This is a genomic window from Haematospirillum jordaniae (genome assembly GCF_001611975.1).
Taxonomy (GTDB): Bacteria; Pseudomonadota; Alphaproteobacteria; order Rhodospirillales; family Rhodospirillaceae; genus Haematospirillum; species Haematospirillum jordaniae.
Window position 1 is genome coordinate 1869294 of sequence record NZ_CP014525.1, and the last position, 12631, is coordinate 1881924.

At 51.7% G+C, this 12631-nt stretch carries 10 protein-coding genes; 2 read left to right on the forward strand and 8 right to left on the reverse strand.

Annotation, left to right across the window (positions count from 1 at the left end; all coding sequences use genetic code 11):
• Positions 1-10: 10 nt before the first annotated feature.
• From AY555_RS08850 to tpiA, 8 genes are all read right to left on the reverse strand, one after another.
• Positions 11-283 (reverse strand): HU family DNA-binding protein, encoded by a 273-nt coding sequence (locus AY555_RS08850; protein ID WP_066136840.1) that lies wholly within the window; start codon positions 281-283, stop codon positions 11-13.
• Positions 284-549: 266 nt separating this feature from the next.
• Positions 550-2892 (reverse strand): endopeptidase La, encoded by a 2343-nt coding sequence (gene lon, locus AY555_RS08855; RefSeq protein WP_245176979.1) that lies wholly within the window; start codon positions 2890-2892, stop codon positions 550-552.
• A 290-nt stretch (positions 2893-3182) separates the two neighbouring features.
• The gene (locus tag AY555_RS08860) at positions 3183-3548 is read right to left on the reverse strand and encodes an FtsB family cell division protein (protein ID WP_245176918.1); all 366 of its coding nucleotides are present in this window, start codon (positions 3546-3548) and stop codon (positions 3183-3185) included.
• Between the two features lie 100 nt (positions 3549-3648).
• Positions 3649-4926, reverse strand: a complete 1278-nt coding sequence (gene eno, locus AY555_RS08865) for a phosphopyruvate hydratase (protein WP_066135745.1) — start codon at positions 4924-4926, stop codon at positions 3649-3651.
• A 15-nt stretch (positions 4927-4941) separates the two neighbouring features.
• Positions 4942-5802, reverse strand: coding sequence for a 3-deoxy-8-phosphooctulonate synthase (gene kdsA, locus AY555_RS08870; protein WP_066135748.1), 861 nt, complete (start codon positions 5800-5802; stop codon positions 4942-4944).
• A gap of 36 nt (positions 5803-5838) precedes the next feature.
• On the reverse strand, positions 5839-7467 hold the full coding sequence (locus tag AY555_RS08875; protein WP_066135751.1) for a CTP synthase: 1629 nt from the start codon (positions 7465-7467) through the stop codon (positions 5839-5841).
• Between the two features lie 177 nt (positions 7468-7644).
• The gene (gene secG, locus AY555_RS08880) at positions 7645-7956 is read right to left on the reverse strand and encodes a preprotein translocase subunit SecG (protein ID WP_066135754.1); all 312 of its coding nucleotides are present in this window, start codon (positions 7954-7956) and stop codon (positions 7645-7647) included.
• A 152-nt stretch (positions 7957-8108) separates the two neighbouring features.
• Complete coding sequence (gene tpiA, locus AY555_RS08885; protein WP_066135757.1) at positions 8109-8870, reverse strand: triose-phosphate isomerase; 762 nt, start codon at positions 8868-8870, stop codon at positions 8109-8111.
• Positions 8871-9119: 249 nt separating this feature from the next.
• Between tpiA and AY555_RS08895 the strand changes: the two genes are divergently transcribed.
• Both AY555_RS08895 and trpE read left to right on the forward strand, forming a co-directional pair.
• The gene (locus tag AY555_RS08895) at positions 9120-10994 is read left to right on the forward strand and encodes a peptidyl-prolyl cis-trans isomerase (protein ID WP_066135762.1); all 1875 of its coding nucleotides are present in this window, start codon (positions 9120-9122) and stop codon (positions 10992-10994) included.
• 85 nt (positions 10995-11079) lie between these two features.
• Positions 11080-12612, forward strand: coding sequence for an anthranilate synthase component I (gene trpE / locus AY555_RS08900; RefSeq protein ID WP_066135765.1), 1533 nt, complete (start codon positions 11080-11082; stop codon positions 12610-12612).
• Positions 12613-12631 lie beyond the last annotated feature (19 nt).

Below are 12631 nucleotides of genomic sequence, written 5' to 3' on the forward strand. Positions count from 1 at the left end.
AAATTCCCTCTTATTGAACGGCCTCTTTCAGGCCTTTCCCAGCCCGGAATTTTGGCTGCTTGGATGCCGGAATCTTGATAACATCCCCTGTCCGCGGGTTGCGCCCTTCTGTCGCCGCACGCCGGGATATGGAGAACGTACCAAACCCCACAAGCCTTACCTCATCACCTTTCTTCAGGGATGAAGTGATTGTGGAGAATATACCATCAATAGCACGCCCCGCATCATTCTTGCTCAACCCGCTTGTCTCGGCAACGGCAGCAATCAATTCACTTTTGTTCACGTGAAGCTCCCTTCTGTCATGACAAAAACAGAACTGGCAGAATCTGCGGAAGAACCGGACCTGCACAACGGAAATCAGATCATCAGCGCTGCATTCCGTCAACGTCATACTGATAGAGGAAGAGTATATTTCTCTCTTTTCATCTCTTACCTAAATTGTGGATTGATATATTTCCACAATAGAAATCCATACATCAATAGCATGCAATAACAAAACGGGGCCCAGTAAGGACCCCGTTATACGCATGATTCAAACAGGTAGGATACTCAATGAGGTCGAATATCCGTCACATCATCGTCACGGGAACGTGCCATATCCGCAGCTTTGTTTTCTTCATCCTCCGACCATTCGATCGGAACAGGACGCTCAACCAAGGCATGGTCCAAGACTTCATCAACTGTCGAGACAGGAATAATGCGCAGTCCCTTCCTGACATTGTCAGGAATTTCGGCCAAGTCCTTCTCGTTCTCCTGCGGAATCAGAACAGTCTTGATACCGCCGCGCAAAGCGGCCAGCAATTTTTCTTTTAGCCCCCCAATTGCCAGAACTCGCCCTCGCAAGGTTATTTCGCCAGTCATTGCTACATCAGCGCGGATTTTGATGCCCGTTAACGTCGACACGATGGCTGTCGACATGGCAACCCCGGCAGAAGGCCCGTCTTTGGGTGTCGCCCCTTCGGGAACATGAACGTGGATATCTTTTCGATCAAAAATAGTCGGCTTCAAACCAAACGTCGTTGCCCGTGAGCGGACATAGGATCGGGCAGCTTCTATAGACTCTTTCATGACGTCGCCCAGCTGACCCGTAACGGTAAACTTGCCTTTCCCGGGAACAGTAACCGCCTCAATCGATAAAAGATCGCCACCGACTTCTGTCCAAGCCAAGCCTGTTACAACACCAACCAAGTCCTCCAGCTCCGCCTCTCCATAACGGTACTTGCGGACCCCCGCGTATTTCTCAAGATTCTTTGGGCTAACCGCGACCTTTTTCAGACCACGCAACAAAATTTCCTTGGTTGCTTTGCGGGTCAAGGTTGCCAGTTCTCTTTCCAGATTACGAACGCCGGCTTCACGCGTGTAATAGCGAACTAAGTCACGAAGAGCCTGATCTGTAATAGACCATTCATCTTTCTTCAGACCGTGGGCTTCCATTTGCTTGGGTATCAAATGGCGCCGACAGATTTCTACTTTCTCATCCTCGGTATACCCGGACAGCCGTATAATCTCCATCCGGTCTAGCAAAGGCTGCGGCATCCTGAGCGTATTGGCTGTGCACACAAACATCACGTCGGAAAGATCGTAATCCACCTCCAGGTAATGATCCTGGAACGTCGTATTCTGCTCGGGATCCAACACTTCCAGCAAAGCAGACGACGGATCACCGCGCCAATCCTGCCCCAACTTGTCAACCTCATCCAGAAGGAACAGAGGGTTGGATGTCTTGGCCTTCTTCATGCCCTGAATAACCTTGCCCGGCATCGACCCTATGTAGGTGCGACGATGTCCCCGGATTTCGGATTCATCACGCACGCCACCAAGCGAAACACGGACAAAGCTACGATTTGTCGACTTTGCGATGGATTGTCCAAGAGACGTCTTGCCGACACCGGGCGGTCCCACCAAGCACAGGATAGGCCCCTTCAGTTTGCGCGTACGCTGCTGAACGGCAAGATACTCCAGAATACGTTCCTTGACCTTCTCAAGGCCATAGTGATCCGTATCAAGAACTTTACCAGCTGCCTTGACGTCATTACGTACTTTAGAAGGTTTCTTCCAAGGAATAGACAGCATCCAGTCAAGATAATTGCGAACAACCGTTGCCTCAGCCGACATAGGGCTCATTGACTTCAGCTTACGCAACTCGCCCAGAGCTTTTTCCTTGGCTTCCTTAGAAAGCTTGGTCTTGTTTATGCGCTCCTCAAGCTCAGCAATTTCGTCTTTGCCATCTTCGCCTTCACCAAGCTCTTTCTGGATCGCCTTCATGCGCTCATTCAAATAGTACTCGCGCTGGGTCTTCTCCATCTGCCGCTTGACACGGTTACTGATACGCTTTTCAACTTGCAAAACACCAATCTCGGACTCCATATGCCCCAAGATCCGCTCTAGGCGTTCTGTAATGGTCTGGAGTTCAAGGAGTTCCTGCTTCTCGGAAATTTTCAGTGAAAGGTGAGAGGCTACGGTATCTGCCAGTTTGGCGGAATCTTCGATCTGATTGATCGAAACAAGAACTTCAGGCGGTATTTTCTTGTTGAGCTTTATGTACTGCTCGAAACGGCTGGTTACGGAACGGGCAAGAGCCTCAAGCTCCTGACTGTCGCCCTCTTCCTCTTCAAGCAGAACGACCCCTGCTTCATAAAACTCTTCACGCGAGCCATAAGCAGAAATACGGGCACGTTGCCCACCTTCCACCAGAACTTTAACCGTCCCATCAGGCAGTTTCAGCAGCTGCAACACCGTCGAAAGTGTCCCAACGTCATAGATATCCTGCGGAGACGGATCGTCCTGTGATGCATTTTTCTGGGCAACAAGCAGGATCTGCTTATCATCCGTCATAACATCTTCAAGCGCACGGACACTCTTCTCACGACCCACAAACAGCGGGACAATCATGTGTGGGAAGACGACAATATCCCGCAGGGGCAGGACAGGGAAAGTTTGCAATGAGCCCGTCTCCACAATGAACCTCTTCTTTCCGGCAACCGGCCCTCTCAGAGGCACCAAGTCGCTTTTGTGACTTCAAAATCAAGGCAAGAACCGCGAAAAACGGCCCTGAGCACCAAGTGTAGATGGGATATAAGCAGAAACCAAGCTGCCAGCTACTGTTATTGCGTTAAAAATCGACTCTGACGGTAAAAATATGCTTTCAGAAACGCAGATAAAGCAGCAAAAGAGCTGCACTCTCACTGTAAAAGGTGCGGCTCGGAAGGCAACAGGGACCTGTCTTCGGTAGAAATTTTCGGGAGAATAATCACCTTTTCACCCGGGCGCCCCATATTGAACATAACACGCGCCCGCTCCTCTAGAAGATCCGGATCTATTCCTTCTGGCCTGAGTAAGGAAACCCGATTCTCAAGATCAGCTCGCTTTGCTTGCAATGCCTGAAGGGCAGATTCTGCGCGCACTATTTCTTGACGAATTTGCCACCACGAGAACAGGCCGCGGTCACCTTGGATGGCATGAAATGCAAAATAAAAGACCGCAGCCATGCCCAGCAAGGGGGCAATGGCCTTATTCAGCCTTCTACGTATTTCTTCAACCATGGACATGGCCTACAACAAACACGGGAATCTCATGTGGGTCAATAGTGCCACACCATATAGCATGGCAGGCGGTAATATCTCTATACCACCTGCCATGCACTAAAAACTAACCCCGCAGAATACTGCGCCCGGCGTAAACAGCAGAACCGCCCAACAGCTCCTCGATACGAATAAGCTGATTGTACTTGGCAATACGATCCGACCGGCTCAACGAACCCGTCTTGATCTGCCCGCAATTGGTCGCCACAGCAATATCAGCAATGGTACTGTCTTCTGTTTCGCCAGAACGGTGGGAAAGAACAGACGTATACCCTGCCCTATGCGCAACCTCTACGGCCTGTAAGGTTTCAGAGAGCGTGCCGATCTGGTTGACCTTAACCAGAATAGAGTTGGCAACACCTTCGCCCAGACCCCGGGAAAGGCGCTCGGCATTGGTCACAAAAAGATCATCACCAACAAGCTGTACCTTCTTACCCAGTGCATCGGTAAGAAGCTTCCAGCCATCCCAGTCATCCTCAGCCAAACCATCCTCAATGGAAAAGATTGGATAGCGACCACAAAGATCCTCATAATAGCGGACCATCTGACCCGCATCGAGAACCTTGCCTTCGCCTTCCATATGGTAACACCCATCACGGAAAAACTCTGTCGAGGCTGAATCAAGCGCCAGAACGATATCATCCCCTAGTTTGTAGCCGGCCTTCTCGACAGCTTTTGTGATGAAACCAAGGGCTTCATCCGCTGACTTCAGACCGGGGGCAAAGCCGCCCTCGTCACCCACATTGGTGTTGTGGCCTGCGTCGCTCAACTGCTTCTTCAGCGCATGAAAAACTTCTGCCCCCATACGTACCGCATCCGCCATGCTGTCGGCGGAAACCGGCATAATCATGAATTCCTGGATATCAATTGGATTATCGGCATGCTGACCGCCATTGATGATATTCATCATTGGAACCGGAAGAGTCCGGGCGAACACGCCACCAACATACCGATAAAAAGGCAGACTGACCTCATCAGCAGCAGCTTTGGCAACAGCCAAGGAAACGCCAAGAACGGCATTGGCACCCAGACGAGCCTTATTCGGCGTGCCGTCAAGGTCAATCATGGCTTGGTCAATGTCAATCTGCTCTTCAGCATCCATACCGGCCAAAGCTGCAAAAATTTCATCATTGACTGCGTCAACAGCTTTCAAAACACCCTTGCCCAAATAACGGGCCTTGTCTCCGTCACGCAGCTCAACAGCCTCATGGGCACCTGTTGACGCCCCGGAAGGAACAGCAGCACGACCAAAAGCACCACTTTCCAGGATAACATCAACCTCAACGGTCGGATTTCCACGTGAATCAAGGATCTCACGTGCATGCACGTCGACAATAGCGGTCATGGCAGAACAAACTCCTCAGGAAAGGTGTACCGGATGCTGTTTGGCCAAGCGATCAAATGCGGAAAGCTCGCGCAAAAGGGCCGACATCTGGTGAAGGGGGATCATATTCGGACCGTCAGAAGGCGCCCTGTCTGGATCTTCATGCGTCTCTATGAACACACCAGCCAAACCCAAAGACAGGGCAGCACGGGCAATAACAGGAGCAAACTCACGCTGCCCACCAGAAGAAGAACCACGTCCACCTGGCTGCTGCACGGCATGCGTTGCATCAATAATAACCGGGCACCCCGTATCATGCGCCATAATGGGCAAACCACGCATGTCCACAACCAAGGTATTGTAGCCAAAAGATGCGCCACGCTCCGTCAGAAGGACAGAGGAGTTCCCGGCCTCATCCAGTTTGGAGACAACATTCTTCATATCCCAAGGCGCCAGAAACTGCCCCTTCTTGACATTGACTGTACGTCCCGTAGCCGCTGCCGCTACCAATAGGTCTGTCTGTCGGCACAAGAAGGCCGGAATCTGTAACACATCAACGACAGAGGACACCTCCGCGCACTGCCACGGCTCGTGCACGTCTGTAAGAACAGGAATCGAAAAGAGCCTGCGAATGTCATCAAAAACAGGAAGAGCCGCCTCCAGTCCCGCTCCCCTCTTCCCACTTGAAGATGTCCTGTTGGCTTTATCAAAAGACGTCTTGTAAATCAGCGGGATACCAGCCTCGGTACAGATCTCGACGAGACGACCCGCTGTATCCAGCGCATGATCGCGGCTCTCCATCTGACACGGCCCTGCAATGAGAACCATCGGCAGGTCATTGCCAAGAACAAGACTACCGACAGAAACGCGACGCGGCGGAGTAACTGAGTTTGACATCAAAACCGTCCTGACAGGGTTAAGCTACACAATCCATCAAACCAAACGGGACTTTGTAACCGCAGCCTGAATAAAGGATGTAAATAGTGGGTGTGGGTCAAAAGGCTTGGATTTCAACTCTGGGTGAAACTGCACGCCAATGAACCACGGATGATCTGGATACTCAACAATTTCCGGCAATAAGCCATCCGGAGAAAGCCCAGAGAAACGCAGACCTGCTGCTTCAAGCTGCTCACGGTAATGCACATTCACCTCGTAACGGTGCCGATGGCGCTCAGAAATACGCTCATGCCCATATATGGACTGTACCTTGCTACCCTCTGCCAAAAGACACTCATAGCTCCCCAAGCGCATGGTTCCTCCCATGTCATTGGTAGAGGATCTTTTGACAAGCTCAGTGCCACGCAACCATTCTGTCATCAACCCAACCAAAGGCTCACTGGTCGGGCCAAACTCCGAGGACGACGCATCAGGCAGATTAGCCAGATGGCGTGCGCATTCAATAACGGCCATCTGCATACCAAAACAAATGCCGAAATAAGGAATCTTGTGCTCTCTCGCAAAGCGGGCAGCACGGATCTTGCCCTCAGCCCCACGTTCTCCAAAGCCACCAGGCACCATGATGCCATCAACAGACTCAAGAAAACGAGCCGCATCTTCTCGTTCGAAAATCTCGGAATCAAACCACTCAAGCTGAACTTTCACATTATTGGCGATACCGCCATGAACCAAAGCCTCGGAAAGAGACTTGTAGCTATCAAGAAGGCTTGTGTATTTGCCAACAATACCAATCGTCACAACACCTTCGGGCTTTGTAACACGCCCAACAATAGTGTGCCAACGCCCCAGATCCGGAGATACATCACAGGGCAGACCAAAGTGACGGCAGACCTGCGTATCCAGACCCTGTGCGTGATAGTCTATCGGCACCTGATAAATCGTGGGAGCATCAAGGGCTGCAATTACATTCTTCTCATTGACATTGCAGAACAGCGCAATCTTCCGACGTTCGCTTTCCGGTATAGGCCTATCAGAACGGCACATCAGAATATCAGGCTGTATCCCAACCGACAAAAGCTCCTTGACGGAATGCTGTGTTGGCTTGGTCTTCAGCTCACCGGCTGTCGGAATATAGGGCAAAAGGGTGACATGGATCACCATCGCGCGCTCGCGACCAAGCTCGTTACCAAGCTGGCGAATGGCTTCAAGAAACGGCAGGCTTTCTATGTCACCAACCGTACCTCCTATTTCGCACAGGCAAAAGTCTTCATCCGTTAGATCAGACAGAATAAACGTTTTAATCTGGTCCGTAACATGGGGAATAACCTGAACAGTTCCCCCCAAATAATCGCCCCGACGCTCTTTCTCCAGTACGGTACGATAGATACGACCCGCAGTTACGTTATCGGAACGGCGCGAGGCGACGCCCGTAAAACGCTCGTAATGACCAAGGTCAAGGTCTGTTTCCGCGCCGTCATCGGTGACATAAACCTCACCGTGCTGGGTCGGACTCATCGTGCCGGGATCAACGTTAAGATAGGGGTCAAGCTTGCGAAGCCGTACCTTGTATCCCCTTGCCTGAAGGCTGGCCCCAAGTGCGGCAGAGGCTAGCCCCTTGCCAAGGGAAGAAACTACACCACCTGTAATGAAAATAAAACGGGTCATGGTCCGCTAACTCTTGCCTTCAAAATAAAAACGACGCAGAAGCCCGGATTGACAGGCACCGATGCAAGGTCCGGTACTGCATACAGTCAACACGCAGAGCCACCACAGACCAGAATAGGGCCAAGGTAATGATGCCCGACAATCCCGACACAAAACAGGGCGCCTGCCACCCCTATATTACTCAGAAAGGGGAACCGAAGGCTCACCCGAACGCTCACCAGACGGTGTAGAAGCAGGCTGTTCCGGAACATCTAGAATGGAACCAGCCCGGTTACCACCTGCCAAAACAGCCAGAATCATGCTGGTTGAAAAGAATGCAACAGCCAAAAAAGCTGTCGCACGGGTCAGAATGTTGCCCGCTGCACGCCCCGAGACAAAGCCCGCATTCCCGCCGATGCCAAGTGCACCTCCCTCGGAACGCTGAAGCAAGATGACGCCCACAAGAGCCATGGCAATCAGAAGATGAATAACAAGGACAACCGTAATCATGAGATAGTGCAACCTGTCAAAGGGCTAGTCTGCGACACCCGGATCCAACTTACATGGACATCAGGTATTTCAACGCACGGCCTGAATCATCAAACGGGCATTTTTAATGCCCTTGATGTCAGGATGCCAGAACAAATTACCATTTTTTATATTCATCTGACTGCAGCAGTCACGATAGCCCAGAAATCATCTAGGATCAGACTGGCTCCACCAACAAGGGCGCCGTCGACATCCCCCAGACCAAGGATCTCCGCTGCATTGGAAGGTTTTACAGATCCACCATAGAGAATGCGCGTGGCGCCCGCATCATCCCCGGTTGCCTTTACAAGAAGACGCCGTATCTCTCCATGCACATTCACAATCTCTTCCGTAGACGGTACTTGACCAGATCCGATGGCCCACACCGGCTCATACGCTATGATAGTGTTGGCATATGTCGCGCCAGCTGGAAGTGATTCCTGCACCTGTCGCCTGACAACAGCAAGAGTTTCCCCCCTGTCCCTTTCCGAGCTATTCTCGCCAACACATATAATCGCAACCAAGCCTGCAGCTTGGGCTGCCTGAGCCTTGTCTTTGACCTGCGCACTGCTTTCTGCATGCCCCGCACGCCGCTCGGAGTGCCCCAACAGGACATGGGAAGCGCCAACATCGCGCAACATCCAAGCCGATACGTCACCAGTAAAGGCTCCTTTCTCAGAGCGGTGACAGTCCTGCCCTCCTATGACTATAGGTGTATCATCAAGGGCACGCGCCATGTAGTCCAGCAGGGTTGCCGGAGGAAAGAGGGCAATATCAACCGCAACATTCCCCATGGCATGACAGCGGGATGCAAGGCCTTCCGCCATAAGCTCAGCGTCAGCACGCAGCCCGTTCATTTTCCAGTTTCCGGCAACCAAAAGGCGCTTCTGCCCCATGGGTCAGCTCCTTACCTTCTTGTTCATGTCTGTCCGCTTGATGTCGCACAACAATGGAGCGAACAAAAGCCCACCCTGTCTAACACGTTGGAAGCACCTTTCCAATGAACGAACACGCCAGAAAATGGATTTGGAAAGAAAATTTCCATGCTGAACATCACGCTCGATCCAGGATGCCGGTTGCCCGTACGCCATGGTATGCTTATCATATGTTTCCCGATGTCACTCTGGACTGAACCAGGAAAAAACATGCTTGATGCGCTGCGCAAATCCACCGGCTCTCTGGTGGCGAAAATTCTTTTTGCTGTTCTGATTCTCAGCTTTGGCATCTGGGGGATCGGGGATGTTGTCAATTCCAGAGCCAATAACAAGCCTGCCCTTACGGTAGGCGACATAGAAATCAGCGGCCTTATACTCAAAGACCAACTGGCACGCCAAATGGACAGGCTCCGTCAGATATTTGGCCCTAGTTTTGATGCTGATGCAGCCCGGCAGATTGGCCTGATAGAAAGCACTGTCGCGTCGCTTTCAGCCTCTGCCGCACAGGAAATGCTGGCACGTGATCTTGGCATCGTCATTTCTGATACCGCTCTGAGAGAAGTGACCATACAACAGCCAGCTTTCCAGAATGCTGAGGGTGCTTTTGACCGTACACGCTTTAACCAAGTTCTGGCCGCCAATAACCTGACAGAACAAGGCTGGCTTGAGATGGCCCGCAAGGACTTGGTTCACGCCCGCCTTGAGGATGCCTTGACCAGCGGCATTGTGACACCACTCAAAATGGCAGAGGCATTATACCGTATTCGCGAGGAACGCCGCGACGCCCATGTCCTGCAAATCAGTGCAGCTGCACAGGATGTGGCAGTTAGACTGGATGACAGCGCTCTGCACGCCTTCTACGAAGAGAATAAAGATGTGTTTGCAGTGCCTGAGACACGAGATCTTTCTGTTCTCATCATGAATCCAACCATGCTTGAAGCCAGAATAACGGTTAGCGATGAGGATGTTACCAACTATTACAATACAAACCAGGACCTCTTTACGACCCCAGAAAGTAGGCCGGTTACGCAGGTTATTGTCGAAACCGAAGATGCCGCCAAACATATCCTGTCGCAGGTAGAGGCCGGTTCAAGCCTTGCCGATGCCGCGATCAACACCGGATCAGGAAAGCCTTTGGATATGGGGCTCATTACCAGAAACAGCCTGCCTGAAGATATTGCAGCCGCCGTCTGGTCCTTGCCCGAGAATGGCGTGTCTCAGCCTGTGCAGTCGGCTGTGGGGTGGCATGTCTTTTCTGCTGGGCCCCTTGTTCCAGCACAAACAAAACGACTGGAGACTGTATCGGAAGATATCAAAGCCCAGCTGAAGCGTGAAAAGGCTGCAGAGGCCTTTAATGATGTCGCACAGCGCATTGAGGATAACCTCGCCTCCGGTACAAGCTACAAAGAAATTGCAGACACGTTCGGCATTAACCTTGTAGCGGCTGCTTCAATTGCGGCTGATGGGTCGAGCCCATTACCAGCCGATCTGGAAGAAAATGTTCTCAAAGAAGCATTTGCGTTGGCTCAGGGCGAAGAAAGCCGTCTGATTCACGTGGACGGCGGTGCTTTCGTTGTGAAGGTTAATGCCGTTCATGCGCAGACAATCCAGCCATTCCAGGATGTACGGGAAAAAGTTGAGGCCTTGTGGAAGAAAAATGCACAAAAGACTGCGGCTGCTGCTATGGCCGAACAACTTGCAGCCGAACTGACATCCGGGAAGACGCCGAACGCCATCATTAACAAGGCACCCGGCATAACGGTCAGCACGATATCAGGTATTGGCCGGGACGGACGGCACGTCAACAAGACGGACAACCCCATGCCCCCACAGATTGTGCAGGCCATCTTTACCCTGCCGGCTGGAACAGCTTCTGTTGTAAAGGATGATCAGAACGCCTACGTCCTGCGCGTAGACATGATCAACCCCGCAGATCCGGACAAAGATAGTCATGGCGTAATGACTATGCGGAACAATGTACATTCTGCATTGGTCAACGATGTAACCAGAATCGTTACCGATACTCTGATTGACCGTTACGGCATGCATGTCAATCAAGACGTTATAAACAACCTGTTGCCATAAATCATACGGCATGCTTTAACCGCAAACGTGTGCGGGGCTTACAGCAAGGCCCCGCACTATTCCCAATGAAGGAGTCTTGCGCGCCATGCAAACCAATGTGTCATTCCAGACGTTTGAGTCCTCTTGGAAGGCTGGAAAAGCACAGGTTCTCTGGCGTAGCATATCCGCCGACATGGATAGTCCCCTTTCAGTTTTTATCAAACTGAAGCAGTCAGATCCTCTCGCCTTTATCATGGAATCTGTCGAAGGTGGGACTATCAGGGGGCGTTATACCTTTATGGGTCTCAATCCTGATCTTGTCTGGCGCAGCCTGTCCGGAAGTGCTGAAGTTAACCGCACAGTCAATCTTGACCCCAACGGCTTTACGCATGACGGAGAGGCAATGGGGTCACTGCGGCGCTTGATCGAAGAAAGTCACATCGATCTTCCGGACCACTTGCCCCCGATGTCAGCTGGTTTGGCTGGCTATATGGGGTATGACATGGTCCGGCTGGCTGAAAAGCTTCCCAAGCCGAACCCCGATACCATTGGCATACCGGATAGCCTCTTTATCAGGCCAACGATCATGGCTATTCTGGATAATGCGCGTGATATCCTGACAATCATAACGCCCGTCAGGCCAAATGGCGCGATGTCTGCGGAACATGCGTTCGAGGCAGCTGTGGGCCGCATCAATGAAGCCATTGCACGTTTGCAGAAACCAGCTACGGAAACCACCGCAGCTTGGAAAGAAGATTTGCCGGCCAATAACAGACCCCTTGCTCCAAGCTCGAACACAACACGCGAACAATTCAGGGGCATGGTGGAACGGGCAAAGGAATATATTGCAAATGGCGATGTCTTCCAGGTTGTTCTGTCACAACGCTTCCGTATTCCGCTGAAGGCATCACCTCTCTCTTTCTACAGGGCTCTGCGACGCACAAATCCCTCTCCATTCCTGTTCTTTTTTGACCAAGGTGAATTCTCACTGGTTGGCTCCAGCCCGGAGATACTCGTCCGCCTTCATGACAAGACTGTAACGGTTCGTCCTTTGGCTGGGACACGAAAGCGCGGCGCAACGCCAGAAGAAGACAAGCAGCTGGAAGAGGACCTGCTTGCGGATACGAAGGAAATATCAGAACATCTGATGCTTCTGGATCTTGGGCGGAACGATGTCGGGCGCGTTGCACGCCCGGGGACCGTTCGCGTGACCCAGAAAATGTCTGTCGAACGCTATTCGCATGTTATGCATATCGTTTCCAATGTCGAAGGACAGATTGCAGACAACCATGATGCCATCGCCGCACTCATGGCCGGTTTCCCGGCCGGAACAGTATCGGGGGCCCCGAAAGTTAGGGCCATGGAAATTATTGATGAACTGGAAAGTGAGAAACGCAGCTTCTATGCCGGTTCGTTTTGCTATATCTCGGCGAATGGGCAGCTTGATACCTGTATTACACTGCGGACCGGACTGATCAAGAATGGTGAATTGATTATACAGGCCGGCGCTGGCATCGTTGCTGATAGCAACCCAGACAGCGAATATGAAGAGTGCATCAACAAAGCGATGGCACTTGTGCGCTCAGCACAGACAGCGGAAGAATCTCTGTCCAAGGTAGAAGATAAAGCCTGTATCTAATACGCTCTTTCCATCTTGG